This is a genomic window from Bacillus tuaregi (assembly GCF_900104575.1).
Classification (GTDB): domain Bacteria; phylum Bacillota; class Bacilli; order Bacillales; family Cytobacillaceae; genus Bacillus_BD; species Bacillus_BD tuaregi.
In genome coordinates this window covers 4,140,085-4,155,850 of the sequence record NZ_LT629731.1, presented here as the reverse complement: position 1 = coordinate 4,155,850, position 15,766 = coordinate 4,140,085, and the positions used below count along the sequence as shown (strand labels likewise).

Sequence of the window (15,766 nt, the reverse complement as noted above, 5' to 3'; positions counted from 1 at the left end):
TGTTATAGTAATCAGTGTAAAAGATGCATAAATACTTGCTTAGTGTAAAGTCTAACAAGGAAAAGTGCTTTAAAATTTCATTAAATGAAAACGTTCGCATTTAAATTTTATTCAGTAAATACTGAATATCTTTTCACAGTTGTTAGGAGGAAATCATATGAGAATGGTTGACTTGATTGAGAAAAAACGTGATGGCTTTGAATTAACGAAAGAGGAAATTCAATTTTTAATAAATGGCTTTACAAATGGGGAAATTCCAGATTATCAAATGTCGGCTTTCTCCATGGCCGTTTTCTTCAAAGGAATGACAAAGGAAGAACGCGTCCATTTAACAGAAGCAATGGTTCAATCCGGTGATCAGATTGATCTATCTGGAATTGAAGGAATAAAGGTAGATAAGCACAGCACCGGCGGAGTTGGCGATACGACTACACTTGTATTGGCTCCACTTGTTGCTTCCGTTGGCGTACCAGTTGCTAAAATGTCAGGCCGAGGCCTAGGTCATACTGGCGGTACAATAGATAAATTGGAATCGATTAAAGGATTTCATGTGGAAATTACAAATGAAGAATTTATTGATTTAGTGAATAAAAATAAAGTGGCTGTCATCGGTCAAAGTGGCAACTTAACACCAGCCGATAAAAAATTATATGCACTAAGAGATGTTACGGCAACAGTGGACTCTATTCCTCTGATTGCGAGTTCAATTATGAGTAAGAAAATCGCAGCAGGGGCTGATGCAATCGTTCTTGATGTTAAAACAGGCAGCGGGGCATTTATGAAGAGCCTTGAGGAGGCAAAGGAATTAGCTAAGACTATGGTTGACATTGGAAATGGAGTCGGTCGTAAAACAAAAGCAATCATTTCAGATATGAGCCAGCCGCTTGGGTTTGCAGTTGGAAATGCTCTTGAAGTGAAAGAAGCGATTGACACCCTGAATGGTCAAGGACCAGAAGATTTACATGAACTTTGTTTGACACTTGGCAGTCATATGGTTGTATCTGCAGAAAAGGCAGCAGATTACGAGCAGGCCCGTGAAATGCTGGAGGAGTCGATTCGAAATGGAAAAGCATTAGAAAGCTTTAAAACCTTCCTTGCTGCCCAAGGCGGAGATTCATCTGTTGTTGATGAGCCTGCTAAGCTGCCAACAGCTTCTTATACTATCGCTGTTCCAGCTAAACAGTCTGGATACGTGGCGGAAATTAGTGCTGAAACAATCGGAGTTGCTGCGATGGTACTTGGGGCAGGGCGCGCTACAAAGGAATCTGTTATAGATTTGGCAGTAGGTATAGTGCTTCATAAAAAAGTAGGAGATTCTGTCCAAGCAGGAGACGCTTTAGTAACCATTCATAGCAACAACGAAAATGTCAAAGAGGCAATGGAGAAGATATACTCAGCTTATCGTATAGTCGATGAAAAAGTAGAAAAACCTACGTTGATTTATACAGAAATCCAATAGTTGAAAGGGATGGAAAGCATGACGAAAAATATAGCAGCAATGATTGATCATACATTATTAAAAGCAGATGCAACAAAGGCTGAACTAATGAAGTTGCTTGAAGAAGCCAAACAATACAAATTCGCATCTGTTTGTGTTAACCCAACATGGGTGAAAACAGCAGCAGAATTTCTTCGTGATACGCCGGAAGTAAAGGTCTGCACGGTTATTGGCTTTCCCCTTGGAGCCACAACACCAGAGGTAAAAGCGTTTGAAACAAAGAACGCGATTGAAAATGGTGCAACTGAAGTGGATATGGTTATCAATATTGGGAACTTAAAGGATCAACAGTATGATGCTGTGGAAGCGGATATTAAGGCAGTTGTCGATGCAGCGAAAGGGAAAGCGTTGACGAAAGTGATTATTGAAACCTGTCTCTTAACAGATGAGGAAAAAGTCAAAGCCTGTGAATTGGCAGTTAAAGCAGGAGCAGACTTTGTTAAAACATCAACAGGCTTCTCAACTGGTGGAGCAACTGTTGCTGATGTCGCATTAATGAGGAAAACGGTCGGTCCTGATATGGGTGTGAAGGCCTCTGGCGGTGTTCGAAGTGCAGCAGATGCTGAAGCTGTGATTGAAGCAGGAGCCACACGAATCGGGGCAAGTTCCGGCGTAAAGATTGTGAATGGAGAAACATCAACATCTTCCTATTAATAAATAGAATAGGCTGGTCTATTGGCCAGCCTAATACTGAAATTAATCAGAGCGGAAAGGATGACAAAACAATGGATATTCAATCATTACTTGATCAGGCGATAGAGGCTCGTAAAAAGGCTTATGCTCCTTACTCAAAGTTTCAGGTTGGTGCAGCCTTAATGACAAAGGATAAGCAGGTCTTTCTTGGATGCAATATTGAAAATGCCTCCTACGGATTAACTAACTGTGCAGAAAGAACGGCGATTTTCAAAGCAGTTTCTGAAGGTAAAAAGGAAGTGGAAGCGATTGTAGTGGTAGGTGATACAGAAGGTCCTATTGCTCCTTGTGGTGCTTGCCGTCAGGTGATGGCTGAGTTTTGTGACAAGGATACCAAAATTATCTTAGCTAATTTAAACGGGGCTAAAGTTGAGACGACAATTGATGAGTTATTGCCTGGTGCTTTCTCTTTAAAAGATTAACGATAAATTTACACAAGATGGAAGCGGATACATCAACATGAGATATATACACCATGTGGGGGAATAAAAATGAAGTACATCATTGCAATCATCGGTTTACTTGTCGTTTTTGGATTAGCTTATCTGGCAAGTAGCAATCGAAAAGATATCAAAATAAAACCGGTTATTCTTATGGTTATTATACAATTAATGTTATGTGTCTTATTACTGAATACTTCACTTGGTTTGGGACTAATTAAAGTGATTGCAGGCGTGTTTGGTAAATTATTAGAATATGCAGGTGAAGGGGTAGCCTTTGTATTTGGCGGCATTGCCAATGATGGACAAGCCCCTTTCTTCCTTAATGTTTTATTGCCAATTGTATTTATTTCTGTTTTAATTGGAATTCTGCAGTACACGAAAATATTACCGGTTGTTATGAAGGCGATTGGCTTGTTGCTTAGTAAAGTAAACGGCATGGGGAAATTGGAATCATATAATGCAGTGGCATCAGCGATGATTGGTCAATCTGAAGTATTTATTACGGTGAAAAAGCAGTTAGGTCTATTGCCAGCAAACCGTTTATATACCCTATGTGCGTCGGCGATGTCAACGGTATCCATGTCGATTGTCGGTGCTTATATGACAATGATTGAACCTAGATATGTAGTAACAGCACTTGTCCTGAACTTATTTGGCGGATTTATTATCGCCTCCATTATTAATCCCTATACAGTTACACCAGAAGAGGATATTTTAGAAATCCAAGACACAGAAAAGCAAAGCTTCTTTGAAATGCTAGGGGAATATATCCTTGACGGCTTTAAAGTAGCGGTCATTGTTGGTGCGATGTTAATTGGATTTGTTGCCTTGGTTGCTGCGATTAATAGCGTTTTTCAGATGATTTTCGGTATTTCGTTCCAAGGTATGTTAGGCTATCTTTTTGCACCTTTTGCTTTTATTATGGGTATTCCGTTCTCAGAAGCAGTGAAAGCAGGTGGTATTATGGCCACGAAGCTTGTCACGAATGAGTTTGTTGCGATGATGGATTTGGTAAGTATGAAAGAATCCTTTAGCCCGCGAACATTAGGAATTATTTCAGTGTTCCTAGTTTCCTTTGCGAACTTCTCTTCTATTGGGATTATCGCAGGTGCTGTAAAAGGGTTAAATGAGAAAAAAGGAAATGTTGTTGCCAAGTTTGGATTAAAGCTATTATATGGTGCATCATTGGTAAGTGTATTAACATCTATCATTGTAAGTATGGTTTTATAATAAATTGAAAAAGCATTTTTTCATTCCTATTATAGGGGTGAAAAATTGCTTTTCCTTATTTTAAGGAGGTGAAGAAAGATTGTGGGAATTCCCCATAATCTATGAATATGAGCTTTGTAGGTTTGTTTCTTTCGGGTGCAGTGTTGTTTCTGAATAGCTTGTTGATTCTTGGAAAAGCTGAAGCGAAAAGTGTCGGCATATTTAACCTATTTGTGGGAATGATTCAAATCATTATTCCATTTTATTTAATCATCAGCTCAGATCAAAGCAATTGGGAGCTGTACAACTTTGCCTCTATCTTTTTATTTGGATTGACGTATTTATATTTTGGCATCACCGCCTTAATGGGAATGGATAGTAAAGGGCTTGGCTGGTTTTGTTTATGGGTAGTGGTTGTTGCGATTGTGTATACAGTTACAGCCATTGTTCACTTCCATGATGGGATTAGTGCCTTAACATGGGGAATGTGGGCGTTTCTTTGGCTATTGTTCTTTTTATCTAATACTTTGGAAATGAAAATTGACCATTTTCTTGGTAAAGTTGCTTTTATACAGTCATGGGTCACATTAACCATTCCGTCCCTTTTATATTTTATGGGCATATGGAATACACCGATTGTCAATCAAATATGGTACGTCGTCATGATCGGCTCGATTGTCTATTTTGCTATCGGTTTGTCGAGGCTAAAGATTTCAGTGGTACTGCCGCAAGTCGATAAACGTAAAGTCTAATGATTTATGGGAGGTAACAAAGGTGGAAAAGAATATGTTTAAACGAATTTTTCTAGTTGTAATGGATTCAGTGGGAATTGGAGAAGCTCCTGATGCGGAAGCATTTGGTGATAAAGGCTCTGACACACTTGGACATATTGCTGAAAAAATGAACGGGCTTCATATGCCGAATATGGCAAAGCTTGGCTTAAGTCATATTAAGCCAATAAAGGGAATTGCTAAGGATGAAAAGCCTTTGGCTGTTTACACCAAAATGGAGGAAGCCTCCGTTGGGAAAGATACGATGACAGGACATTGGGAGATGATGGGTTTAAATATTCAAACACCATTTCAAGTTTTCCCGAATGGTTTTCCCGATGAACTGATTCATGAATTAGAAACAAGAAGCGGCAGGAAGGTTATTGGAAATATCCCTGCCAGCGGAACGGCCATTCTTGATGAATTAGGGGAAGAGCATATGAAGTCAGGGGCATTAATCGTCTACACTTCAGCTGACTCTGTTCTTCAAATTGCCGCCCATGAGGAAATGGTTCCACTTGATGAGTTATATGAAATTTGTAAAATAGCCCGTGAATTAACGCTTGATGAAAAGTATATGGTAGGGCGCGTAATTGCCAGACCTTTTATCGGACAGCCAGGGGAGTTTAAACGAACTTCGAACCGCCATGATTATGCATTAAAACCATTTGACCGCACAGTGATGAATGAGTTAAAGGATTCAGGATTCGATGTGATTTCCATTGGGAAAATTTCAGATATTTTTGATGGCGAGGGTGTAACGAAGTCACTTCGGACGATTTCCAATCAAGATGGAATGAATAAACTAATGGATACTTTATCAATGGACTTTACTGGTTTAAGCTTTTTAAATCTTGTTGATTTTGATGCCTTATATGGCCATCGCCGTGACCCCATTGGCTATGGAAAGGCATTAGAAGAATTTGACGTAAGATTGTCAGAAGTGCTTCCTAATATGAATGAAGATGATCTTCTCATTATTACAGCTGACCATGGGAATGATCCGGTTCACCCGGGTACTGATCATACGCGGGAATATGTTCCGCTTCTTGTTTATTCGCAGCGCATGAAGGAAGGCTTTGAGCTTCCGGTTCGAAAAACCTTTGCTGATGTAGGGGCAACTGTTGCTGAAAACTTCCAAGTAAACATGCCTCAATATGGCACAAGCTTTTTAACCGATTTGAAAAGCAAGCTATAGACCAAGGATGCATCAAGATTTTTGTTTAACACAACCCCAAATACAGAGGTGTAGTGTATGAAAACCATCTTAATTACCGGATCAGGTACAGGGCTGGGTAAAGAACTTGCTCTTGCATATGCTGAAAAGGGAAATCGAATTTTGTTGGTTGGAAGAACAAGTACTCGTCTAGATGAAGTACGTCAAATGATAGTAAAAACAAAGGGGAGTGCAAGAACCATTTCTTGTGACATAACAAATGCAAGTAGGGTTAAACAAATGCTCTCTGATTTAAATGAGACGGAAAAGATAGATCAGGTGATTAATAATGCAGGGGTCGGTTACTTCGGCCCTCTCCAGGAAATCAAAGTCGGTGAGATTAGTTCCATGATTGATACCAATGTAAAAGGAACAATTTATGTGACTAAAGCCATTTTACCTTCCTTTTTAGAACGGAATGCCGGAAAAATCATGAACATTATTTCAACAGCCGGATTATATGGAAAGGTTCATGAAACCGCGTATTGTGCGAGCAAGTTTGCTATTCGGGGCTTCACTGAAGCATTAGTAAAGGAATTAGAGAATACGTCTATATCTGTTACGGGTGTCTATATGGGTGGCATGGATACTCCTTTTTGGGATGAAAATAACTATATAACCGACCGTTCGAGATTAAAATCAGCTGCTGAGGTTGCAGCTGAAATCATTGAAAGAGAAAATGAAACAGAGCTGATCATGGGTCAAGGCTTGAATGCGAAGAATTAGAATAATGGTTAAGAGTAATATTGAAAAGAGACAGGGATAGCCCTTCCATTCTTCGAATAGTTCCATGGAGCCAGCATTTGATGTCTGAATAGCTCTACCTTTTCCGCTTCTGGAGCTTGTAAAATTTCACGATAGATTTTATCTGAGCGTAATGATTTCATTTTTTTCTTACCTTAATGGAGCACGCACCCCTTCATTCAATTTCGTTGAGGATTGTGATATAGTGAAGCATATAATGATCGAAAGGAGTTGTTGTTTTATGTTTAACAACCAAAGCAATGAGATTGTAAGTAACGGGGAGGTATGTGCAAAATAAAGTAGGCATAGAACCTCCCAAAGGCTGCAATCCAAACCTTAGGAGGAAATAGAATTGAACATGAATATGAAAAATTTAGGACTTACTGATCGATTTATTCAGGAGTCTACACAATATAGTAATCTTTTTATTGGCCGAGTTTCTTCACAATCTAAAAATATTTATAAGGTGTTGACGGAACACGGTGAAATGACAGCAGAGATATCTGGTAAGTTTCTCTATAGCGTCAAGGACCCTTCTGAATTCCCGGCTGTTGGTGATTTTGTAATGGTTGATCGGAATGATAGTACCAAAGGAATTGGAATTATTCATCATGTACTGACGCGTAAAAGTGTTTTTACAAGAAAGGCAGCAGGTAAAAAGGAAGAGCTGCAGGTTGTTGCGGCAAATATCGATACCGTTTTTATTTGCATGTCACTGAATAACGATTTTAATCTGCGCAGGCTGGAACGCTACCTTTCTATTGCTTGGGACAGTGGTGCGATACCGGTCGTGGTCCTGACAAAATCCGATCTCTGTACGGAAATTGAGCAACGGCTTAACGAAGTCGCTTCCGTTGCCATCGGTGTAGACGTATACGTTACGACAAGTACCTCTGATGATGGCTATCAAGCATTAAAAAGCTATCTGACGAATGGACAAACAGCTGCTTTTATCGGTTCATCTGGTGTGGGAAAATCAACCTTAATTAACTGTCTGCTTGGCCAAACAGTAATGGATACGAGTGGAATCAGAAACGACGATAAAGGTAGACATACAACGACAAGACGTGAATTAATCATGATAGAGGGTACTGGCGTAGTAATTGATACTCCAGGAATGCGTGAACTTGGTATCATGAGTGCTGATCTGACCAAATCCTTCGCGGATATTGATGATTTGGCAGCTACGTGTAAATTTAATGACTGTACTCACAAAAATGAACCTAACTGTGCTGTGCAAAAGGCCATTAAGGACGGTATGTTGTCAGCTGAAAGGCTAGAAAGCTATCGGAAACTCATAAAAGAAACCAAGTATGAAGGCTTGAATTCAAAAATGATTGAAAAAGAAAAGCTAAATAGTCTATTTAGTGAAATGGGCGGAATAAAAAATGCCAAGAAGTTCCTAAAAGAACAGCAAAAGAAAAAACGAAGATAAAAGGTTCGTTTCAATTGAAGGCATAAATTGACATTCCCTAGCAGTACTTATAAAATAAAATTTCCAATCCGAGGGTTTTTCAATATTCCTTCGGATTTTTTTAAATAAGTATAAAACAAATCTTTACCTATACTTAAACCGAGGAGGATTGAATATGACAGAGAATGAGAATGGTGGACATAACAAGGACCTGTCTCTAGAACAACGAGATGAGCTACTTGAAGAATTGAAAGCACGTTTTGAGAAAAATAGTCATCGTCATAATGGGCTTGAATGGGATCAAGTCCAAGCAAAGCTTGATGCCCATCCTGATAAGCTATGGTCGCTCCATGAAATGGAAAGAACCGGCGGAGAACCGGATGTTGTCGGATATGATAAAGAGAACGATGAGTACATCTTTTACGATTGCTCAGCGGAAAGTCCTAAAGGGCGCAGGAGTGTTTGTTACGACCGTGAAGCGCTGGAGTCAAGGAAAAAAAATAAACCAGAAAATAATGCGATGGATATGGCAGCAGCCATGGGGATTGAGCTTTTAACAGAGGAGCAATATCGAGACTTGCAGAAGCTAGAAAGCTTCGACTTAAAAACATCGAGTTGGGTGCAAACTCCTCCTGATATTAGAGAACGTGGCGGTGCCGTCTTTTGTGATTGCCGCTATGGTCGTGTCTTCTTGTATCATAACGGTGCTGACTCCTACTATGGTGCCAGAGGATTCCGTGGTTCTTTAAGGGTCTAGTACTGTTCAGTAGGGTGATTAGTTTGGGAAAGAACAAATACTCAGAACGGATTCTGAGTATTTGTTCTTCATCATTTTCGCTATAATAACTTACCAAAAATGATAATAGATAATATTAATACCATTTTGTCATTGACTTTAGTAAGGGAAATAACCAAGACCTCACTCACTACTTTATAAAAAGCGATGCACCATTTCCGAGATATTCATCCAGTCCTTTTTCATCTGTTCCAGCTGCTTGATTCCTAATTCAGTTAAATGGTAATATTTCCGTTTCCCTCCCTGGCTTTCACTCCCGCAATAGGCTTCAATAAAATTATTTTTTTCAAGCCTTTTGAGTGCTAAGTAAAGAGTTGCCTCCTGGATCTCAAACATCCCTTCCGTACGATCCTTTATTTTCTTTGAGATTTCATAGCCATAATTATCAGCCAAAGAGAGGGTGGATAGAATCAATAAATCAATCGTCCCTTTTAACATCTCTTTATTCATGTTTACATCATGCCCTTACATTCTTTTACTCTTATCTTACGTAAATTAACTCTCTCTTTCCAATAGTATCATGATAATCAGCTTAAAAGAAATTAAGTAGAATGCTCATTTAGAAGGTGTTCACTTTCAAACTAGGAGGAAAAATGATGTCGAATAATGTAACCCCCAGAAGAATTATTTTAGATTTAGCCGTTACTTTAGATGGTTTTATTGAAGGACCAAGAGGTGAAGTAGATTGGTGCATTATGGACCCTGATATGTGTTTCACTGACTTCCTGAATCAAATTGATACGATTTTATATGGGCGTAAAAGCTATGATTTATGGGGGCAATATACTCCGGAAAGTGAAACGAATGAGGACGAACAAGAAATCTGGAGATTAGTACATAGTAAGGAAAAATATGTATTTTCCAAAACGAAACAAGGAATGGATAATAAAGCAAACTTTATAAATGGTGATATCCTCGAAGAAGTAAATAAATTAAAGAATATGCCTGGTAAGGATATTTGGTTATATGGTGGGGCAAGTCTTATTACTAGCTTTATCCATTTGGGATTAGTAGATGAATTTCGATTATCTGTTCACCCAGTTATTCTAGGTGAAGGAAAACCATTATTTATTGATATAGGGCAGAGGATCAATCTGAAGCTGGTAGATTCAAGAACATTCTCCTCCGGCGTTGTTCAGTTACATTACCGTTTAAATGAGGAGTAAACATCTATTGACAATTAAAAGTAATTGTGTCCAAACGATAGTTTTGCTATGATATTAGAAGCTATTGAGAAATGGAGGTTTTCTTTGTGACAGCGTCAATGAGATTACGATACCCAAATTAAATATGTTTGGAGCTCTGCCTATGTTCAGAGCAATGGGATTGGTCTGTCTATTTTTTTAAGAAAACCTATATTTGACGGTTAATTAAAAGAGGGGACTAGTATTCCCTCTTTTTTGTTGTCTTTAACTTCATTCAGCAAATGCTTTCTGTACCGAAAGCTTGCGACAGGTACAGAAGTCCTCCACTTCTATAAGTGGGGGATGAATGCAAATGGTCCTTCGATCCAGTGGGGTACAAACCCCGGCTGAATGAAGTTAAGCCTATGGCGGATGTCACGGATTTTTTTAAGGTAGTTTACCCGAGCGAGCTCAGGTAATCCGGACGCAAATTCGACGGGCGAATTTGATAACTAAGTGTGAGAATAGAGTGGAACAATCCTTTGAAAGTATTTTAGGTAAAATTTGAAAATTAAATAGAAATGGGTTGTTAATCAATGAACAAACTAAATCATAATCTCAAAGAGAATTGGTTTAAGAATATTATCCTCTTTTTAAGCAGCCAGACGATTTCGCTTTTTGGATCGTCAGTGGTTCAATACGCAATCATGTGGCATATAACTCTAACGACGGAATCAGGTTTAATGATGACGTTATATATTATATGTGGTTTTATTCCAACGTTTATTTTATCTCCAGTAGCAGGGGTTTGGGCCGATCGTTATAACCGGAAGCTGTTGATTATATTAGCAGACGGTGCTATTGCAACGGCCACTTTGATCCTCGCTATTCTTTTTTTAATGGGATTTGATTCTATCTGGCTATTGTTTGCCATAGCAGCGGTCCGTGCCTTTGGGACAGGTGTACAAATGCCGGCAGTAGGGGCCATTTTACCGCAAATTGTTCCAAAAGAAAGACTGACACAGGTGAACGGAGCCAATGGAAGTATTCAAGCGATTATCATGTTCATTTCTCCCATGATTAGTGCAGCCCTTTTAGGGGTGACCTCGCTTGAAATGATATTCTTTATTGATGTGATTACAGCAGCGATTGCGATAGTTTCACTTCTTGCCTTAAAAGTATCTGTTCATGAGAAGGCAGCAGACAAACAAACCACAAGCTATTTTAGTGACTTTAAACAAGGGCTTCAATATGTAAATACTCATGATTTTCTGAAGAAGTTTTTCCTATTCTTTGCGGTATTCTTTGTGTTAATGGCACCAGCAGCATTTTTGACACCACTGCAGGTAACGCGTAGCTTTGGTGATGATGTGTGGCGGCTATCAGCTATTGAAATTGCCTTCTCCGTTGGGATGATGGCAGGTGGAGGAATCATCGCATCCTGGGGCGGCTTCCAGAATAAAATAAAAACATTAGGTTTTGCGAGTGTTATTATGGGTATTTGCACATTTGCACTCGGAATTGTACCTATCTTCTGGGTTTATTTAGCCTTTATGGGTATTTTCGGTGTGGCGATGCCCATTTTCAATACGCCAGCCACTGTACTGCTGCAGGAAAAAGTAGAGGAAGAATACTTAGGAAGAGTGTTTGGCGTTATGGGGATGATTTCAACCTCAATGATGCCACTTGGCATGCTAATATTCGGACCAATAGCAGATTTCATCAAAATAGAATGGATGCTGCTAGGAACTGGAATCTTTATTATCATATTAGCGATTTTTCTTGGTCGGAATAAAGTGTTGATTGAAGCTGGAAAGCCTGCATTGAAAGAGAACTAAATAAGTCAATCTACAACAAAAAGATGCCTTCCTCGAGGGCATCTTTTTAGTATTCCTCTAATTATTCGACCTACATAGCAAAGGTTGCTGGATAAATATGTTAATGTATAGATAAAGAGAATGACTTATTATAGATAAATATCAGTCAATGTCTAGGAGGATACGATGAAAATATTTGGCTCTATTCTTACCGTAATTGTACTAGGATTCATCGGGTTTATTGCAACAGTCATTGCATCACTAACAAGAGACGCAGAATTTTATACAATCTTAATACCTATTGTTACAATTGGTATGATCGTTATAATCATTCTAGCAATCAATCATAAATTGAGAAGGAAAGTACCAAGGATAAGTACGATTGTTTTCATTTTATTATGTATCGTATCAGTGGGTATTTATGAGGGGTATCAGGCATACGTTAAATCCCTGGAAGTAGTCAGCACCCAAGATGTTAATTTATCAGAATATCAGCCATTTGTAGAAGGGACGAAAGCCGTCGCTTTAGATGAAGCATCAACTTTAAAATTCCAGGACAACCTTCCATTATTAGATGGAGCAACGGCTTTATATCCGGTTTATTCAGCCTTTGTTCAAGCAGTATATCCCGAAAAGGACTATCCGTTAGGAGAAAGTGAGGTTGTTTCTAGTCAAACAGGATATGCCTTTGATCGTCTATTAAAGGGTGAGGTGGATATCATCTTTATCGCTCATCCTTCTGAAGAGCAGATGAAGAGTGCGGAACAACAAGGCATTGATTTAAATCTAACACCGATCGGAAGAGAGGCCTTTGTGTTCTTTGTTCATTCGGAAAATCCAGTAGAAAAACTGACAGTGGAACAGATTCAAGGAATCTATTCGGGAAAAATAACGAATTGGCATGAGGTGAGCGGAAAGGATGAAGAAATCCGTGCCTTTCAACGTCCTGAGGGTAGCGGGAGCCAGTCTGCCCTTATAAAGGTAATGGATGGTGTTCCACTGATGAATCCTCCTTCAAAGGACATTGTTTCGGCAATGGGTGGGATTATTACAGAAACCACGAATTATCAAAATCGTACAAATGCAATTGGTTACTCCTTTAGGCATTTTTCGCAGAATATGGTTAGTAATGGGAAGATAAAAAATATTGCTATAGAAGGAATCCAACCAACGAAAGAAAATATTCAAAATAAAACCTATCCACTTGTTGATCAATTTTACGCCATTACAGCTGGCAGTGAAAATCCTAATATTGAGCCATTCATAAATTGGATGCTATCTGAACAAGGTCAGGAGCTCGTCGAACGTACTGGTTATGTTCCTGTGGAATAGTATAGATAGAAAATAGATTCATAGTAAAAGGGATTGAGAGTTTATTGATTAACTTTCAATCCCTTTGTTATACCAAAAGTTTGCAATGTCATATTGCTAGAAAAAATGGGAAAATGTATGTTACTATAGATATAGGAATAATTAAAATTATTCTTTTATGCAAAAAAATTATAATTTTATATGTATTTAACTTCATTCAGCAAATGCCTTTTGTACCGAAAGCTTGCGACAGGTACAGGGGCCTCCACTTCTACAAGTGGGGGATGAATGTAAAAGGTATTTCGATTCAGTGGGGGTTCAACCCCCAGATGAATGAAGTTAAGCCTCCGGCGGATGTCATGGATTTTTTAAAAGGTAGTTTATCGAGCGAGCTCGATAAAAATCCGGACGCAAATTCGACGGGCGAATTTGATATAGGTGGAGTCTGTCGCAATGGGATAAGTATGTCCTTTTGTGTCAGACTCTTTTATTTATATCCTTCTAATTTATAAAAAAGGGGTGGTTCTGACTGTTTCTTCCCGTTCGAAATAGAATTGAAAGGAATGATTACCGTTGAATGTACTAGTATCAAAATTCAAGGAAGTGCTGTACGCGGTTTTACCGATTACAGTAATCGTATTAATTTTACACTTTACTCTTGCCCCGCTTGATTCCGCGTTATTTTTCCGATTTATTATTGGAGCGATTCTCATCATTATTGGATTGGCGATATTCTTATTTGGTGTTGACCTTGGAATCACACCCATCGGAAGGTCAATGGGCGGGACGATCGCAAAATCAAATAAAATTTGGATTGTGATTATTGCAGGCTTAATGCTGGGCTTTTTTATCTCTATTGCAGAGCCTGATTTGCATATTCTTGCAAGGCAGGTTGATTTAGTAACGGCAGGCTTGATTTCAAAAGCAAGTATAGTCCTTGTCGTATCCATCGGTATTGGTGCTTTAATTAGTGTAGGCCTCGTTCGAATTGTTTTTAACTTTCCTCTTTATAAATTATTAACCATTTTGTATCTAATCATCTTAGTTCTCGCCATATTTACCTCACCTGAGTTTTTAGCCATCTCGTTTGATGCTTCGGGAGCGACAACTGGTGCGCTGACGGTACCTTTTGTTCTTGCGCTTGCTCTAGGTGTTTCAGCACTAAAAAAGGATAGTAAAGCCTCCGAAAAGGACAGCTTTGGGCTTGTAGCCATTGCTTCTACCGGAGCTATAATATCTGTTATGATTATGAATATTATTTCCAAAACAGATAAGATATCAGGGAGCCTAGAGCACCACGATATAGGAGCTGGTTCTCTTATCAGTCCGTTTATACATGAGATACCTATTATCGCACAGGAAATTATTGTTGCCCTGCTGCCAATAATTATTCTCTTTCTTGTCTTTCAGAAAATATCATTTAAAATGACAAGGAATTCGGTAAGAAAGATACTAATGGGTCTTTTATTTACCTTTATTGGACTTGTCTTGTTTTTAGTAGGAGTGAATGCCGGATTTATGGACGTAGGAACTGCGATTGGACATAGTATTGCATCTTTAGAGAATAAAGCATATGTTGTAATTGTAGCTTTTATTTTAGGGATTGTTACCATACTTGCTGAGCCGGCTGTTCATGTATTAACCCATCAGATTGAGGATGTAACAAGCGGCTATGTACAGAGAAAAGTAGTGATAGGAACACTTGCGATTGGCGTAGGACTTGCGGTAGCTTTATCTATGCTGAGAATTATTATTCCCGAGCTTCAATTATGGCATTATCTTTTGCCTGGATATATAATCGCCATTGCTATGACTTATATTGTACCAAAGTTATTTGTCGGGATTGCCTTTGACTCCGGTGGTGTGGCGTCGGGACCGATGACGGCCACTTTTATCCTTGCATTTGTACAGGGTGCAGCGGAATCAATTGAAGGTGCTAATGTATTAGTAGATGGATTTGGTATGATTGCAATGGTTGCATTAACGCCGCTCATTGCCTTACAGATTTTGGGGCTTGTCTTTAAATTGAAATCGAAAAAGGGAGGAATGGTTAAGGATGTTGAGTCATTCTGAAGCAGCTGATTTTGAATTGCTATGTATTATCGTTGACTTCGGTTTAGGAAGCAAGGTCATGCAAACAGCTAAGAAATGCGGTATGCCCGGCGGAACGGTACTGCTGGGGAAAGGCACCATCAAGAACCGCCTCTTAGAATTTTTAGCATTAAATGATGTTAGAAAAGAGATCGTATTGATGGTTAGTGATAAAGAAAGAGTCAGTCAGTCCCTTGAAAGGCTTAATGAGAAATTTAAATTCTCAAAGCCAAATCATGGCATTGCCTTTACTACTTCTGTTGGTCATATTATAGGGGCCAGGAGCTGCAAAAGAGATAATATTAAAGAAGAAAGAGGTGCGGAAACTATCATGTATCATGCCATTACGGTTATTGTCGAAAAAGGGAATGCAGAGTATGTGATTGAGGCAGCAGCTGAGGCAGGGTCAAAAGGGGGCACCATCATTAATGCTCGTGGTTCGGGTATCCATGAAACAAGTAAAGTTTTTGCCATGGCGATAGAACCGGAGAAGGAGATTGTGCTGATTCTATCAGAACAGGAAAGCACAGATGCTATCATCAATTCCATCAGGAAAAAAATTAAGATAGATGAGCCGGGTAACGGAATCATCTTTATTCAAGATGTAAATCAGACGTACGGAATATATAAATGATATGAA

At 39.0% G+C, this 15,766-nt stretch carries 16 protein-coding genes; 14 read left to right on the top strand and 2 right to left on the bottom strand.

The window, feature by feature from the left end; translation table 11 throughout:
* Positions 1-157: 157 nt before the first annotated feature.
* The 7 genes from BQ5321_RS22380 to BQ5321_RS22350 all read left to right on the top strand — a co-directional run bounded on the left by BQ5321_RS22380 (position 158) and on the right by BQ5321_RS22350 (position 6,555).
* On the top strand, positions 158-1,459 hold the full coding sequence (locus BQ5321_RS22380; protein WP_071396559.1) for a pyrimidine-nucleoside phosphorylase: 1,302 nt from the start codon (positions 158-160) through the stop codon (positions 1,457-1,459).
* Positions 1,460-1,477: 18 nt separating this feature from the next.
* A complete protein-coding gene (gene deoC / locus BQ5321_RS22375; RefSeq protein ID WP_071396558.1) occupies positions 1,478-2,152 on the top strand; it encodes a deoxyribose-phosphate aldolase in 675 nt (224 codons plus the stop codon).
* Positions 2,153-2,223: 71 nt separating this feature from the next.
* Positions 2,224-2,613, top strand: a complete 390-nt coding sequence (locus BQ5321_RS22370) for a cytidine deaminase (protein WP_071396557.1) — start codon at positions 2,224-2,226, stop codon at positions 2,611-2,613.
* Between the two features lie 69 nt (positions 2,614-2,682).
* Positions 2,683-3,864 (top strand): NupC/NupG family nucleoside CNT transporter, encoded by a 1,182-nt coding sequence (locus BQ5321_RS22365; protein ID WP_071396556.1) that lies wholly within the window; start codon positions 2,683-2,685, stop codon positions 3,862-3,864.
* Positions 3,865-3,971: 107 nt separating this feature from the next.
* Positions 3,972-4,595, top strand: coding sequence for an AmiS/UreI family transporter (locus tag BQ5321_RS22360; RefSeq protein WP_071397027.1), 624 nt, complete (start codon positions 3,972-3,974; stop codon positions 4,593-4,595).
* A 34-nt stretch (positions 4,596-4,629) separates the two neighbouring features.
* The gene (deoB, locus tag BQ5321_RS22355) at positions 4,630-5,811 is read left to right on the top strand and encodes a phosphopentomutase (RefSeq protein ID WP_071397026.1); all 1,182 of its coding nucleotides are present in this window, start codon (positions 4,630-4,632) and stop codon (positions 5,809-5,811) included.
* Positions 5,812-5,868: 57 nt separating this feature from the next.
* Positions 5,869-6,555: an SDR family NAD(P)-dependent oxidoreductase gene (locus BQ5321_RS22350; protein ID WP_071396555.1), complete on the top strand. Its 687-nt coding sequence runs from the start codon at positions 5,869-5,871 to the stop codon at positions 6,553-6,555.
* An 8-nt stretch (positions 6,556-6,563) separates the two neighbouring features.
* On the opposite strand, the gene BQ5321_RS24770 is transcribed toward BQ5321_RS22350, so the two are convergent.
* Positions 6,564-6,716, bottom strand: coding sequence for a hypothetical protein (locus BQ5321_RS24770; RefSeq protein WP_234978441.1), 153 nt, complete (start codon positions 6,714-6,716; stop codon positions 6,564-6,566).
* Positions 6,717-6,931: 215 nt separating this feature from the next.
* Between BQ5321_RS24770 and rsgA the strand changes: the two genes are divergently transcribed.
* Positions 6,932-8,008 (top strand): ribosome small subunit-dependent GTPase A, encoded by a 1,077-nt coding sequence (gene rsgA / locus BQ5321_RS22345; RefSeq protein WP_234978485.1) that lies wholly within the window; start codon positions 6,932-6,934, stop codon positions 8,006-8,008.
* 154 nt (positions 8,009-8,162) lie between these two features.
* On the top strand, positions 8,163-8,744 hold the full coding sequence (locus tag BQ5321_RS22340; protein ID WP_071396553.1) for a DUF4256 domain-containing protein: 582 nt from the start codon (positions 8,163-8,165) through the stop codon (positions 8,742-8,744).
* A 174-nt stretch (positions 8,745-8,918) separates the two neighbouring features.
* Here BQ5321_RS22340 and BQ5321_RS22335 read toward each other — a convergent pair whose 3' ends face one another.
* On the bottom strand, positions 8,919-9,233 hold the full coding sequence (locus tag BQ5321_RS22335) for a PadR family transcriptional regulator (protein ID WP_071396552.1): 315 nt from the start codon (positions 9,231-9,233) through the stop codon (positions 8,919-8,921).
* A gap of 146 nt (positions 9,234-9,379) precedes the next feature.
* Between BQ5321_RS22335 and BQ5321_RS22330 the strand changes: the two genes are divergently transcribed.
* The 5 genes from BQ5321_RS22330 (at position 9,380) to BQ5321_RS22305 (ending at position 15,760) form a co-directional block, all read left to right on the top strand.
* Positions 9,380-9,949, top strand: a complete 570-nt coding sequence (locus BQ5321_RS22330; protein WP_071396551.1) for a dihydrofolate reductase family protein — start codon at positions 9,380-9,382, stop codon at positions 9,947-9,949.
* Positions 9,950-10,503: 554 nt separating this feature from the next.
* Positions 10,504-11,745 carry an MFS transporter gene (locus BQ5321_RS22325; protein ID WP_071396550.1) on the top strand — a complete coding sequence of 414 codons (1,242 nt, stop codon included), beginning with the start codon at positions 10,504-10,506 and terminating at the stop codon, positions 11,743-11,745.
* 165 nt (positions 11,746-11,910) lie between these two features.
* Positions 11,911-13,056 carry a PstS family phosphate ABC transporter substrate-binding protein gene (locus BQ5321_RS22320; protein ID WP_071396549.1) on the top strand — a complete coding sequence of 382 codons (1,146 nt, stop codon included), beginning with the start codon at positions 11,911-11,913 and terminating at the stop codon, positions 13,054-13,056.
* A gap of 552 nt (positions 13,057-13,608) precedes the next feature.
* Positions 13,609-15,108, top strand: a complete 1,500-nt coding sequence (locus BQ5321_RS22310; protein WP_071396547.1) for a DUF1538 domain-containing protein — start codon at positions 13,609-13,611, stop codon at positions 15,106-15,108.
* Positions 15,092-15,760: a P-II family nitrogen regulator gene (locus BQ5321_RS22305; RefSeq protein ID WP_071396546.1), complete on the top strand. Its 669-nt coding sequence runs from the start codon at positions 15,092-15,094 to the stop codon at positions 15,758-15,760. Before BQ5321_RS22310 ends, BQ5321_RS22305 begins: the two co-directional genes overlap by 17 nt.
* The last annotated feature ends 6 nt before the right edge of the window (positions 15,761-15,766 follow it).

Coding starts and splice junctions, on each gene's coding strand:
- deoC (WP_071396558.1), top strand. CDS start 1,478: ATGACGAAAAATATAGCAGCAATGATTGATCATACATTATTAAAAGCA.
- BQ5321_RS22335 (WP_071396552.1), bottom strand. CDS start 9,233: ATGAATAAAGAGATGTTAAAAGGGACGATTGATTTATTGATTCTATCC.
- BQ5321_RS22370 (WP_071396557.1), top strand. CDS start 2,224: ATGGATATTCAATCATTACTTGATCAGGCGATAGAGGCTCGTAAAAAG.
- BQ5321_RS22340 (WP_071396553.1), top strand. CDS start 8,163: ATGACAGAGAATGAGAATGGTGGACATAACAAGGACCTGTCTCTAGAA.
- BQ5321_RS22320 (WP_071396549.1), top strand. CDS start 11,911: ATGAAAATATTTGGCTCTATTCTTACCGTAATTGTACTAGGATTCATC.
- BQ5321_RS22330 (WP_071396551.1), top strand. CDS start 9,380: ATGTCGAATAATGTAACCCCCAGAAGAATTATTTTAGATTTAGCCGTT.
- BQ5321_RS22365 (WP_071396556.1), top strand. CDS start 2,683: ATGAAGTACATCATTGCAATCATCGGTTTACTTGTCGTTTTTGGATTA.
- BQ5321_RS22380 (WP_071396559.1), top strand. CDS start 158: ATGAGAATGGTTGACTTGATTGAGAAAAAACGTGATGGCTTTGAATTA.
- BQ5321_RS22350 (WP_071396555.1), top strand. CDS start 5,869: ATGAAAACCATCTTAATTACCGGATCAGGTACAGGGCTGGGTAAAGAA.
- BQ5321_RS22360 (WP_071397027.1), top strand. CDS start 3,972: ATGAGCTTTGTAGGTTTGTTTCTTTCGGGTGCAGTGTTGTTTCTGAAT.
- BQ5321_RS24770 (WP_234978441.1), bottom strand. CDS start 6,716: ATGAAATCATTACGCTCAGATAAAATCTATCGTGAAATTTTACAAGCT.
- deoB (WP_071397026.1), top strand. CDS start 4,630: ATGTTTAAACGAATTTTTCTAGTTGTAATGGATTCAGTGGGAATTGGA.
- BQ5321_RS22305 (WP_071396546.1), top strand. CDS start 15,092: ATGTTGAGTCATTCTGAAGCAGCTGATTTTGAATTGCTATGTATTATC.
- rsgA (WP_234978485.1), top strand. CDS start 6,932: ATGAATATGAAAAATTTAGGACTTACTGATCGATTTATTCAGGAGTCT.
- BQ5321_RS22325 (WP_071396550.1), top strand. CDS start 10,504: ATGAACAAACTAAATCATAATCTCAAAGAGAATTGGTTTAAGAATATT.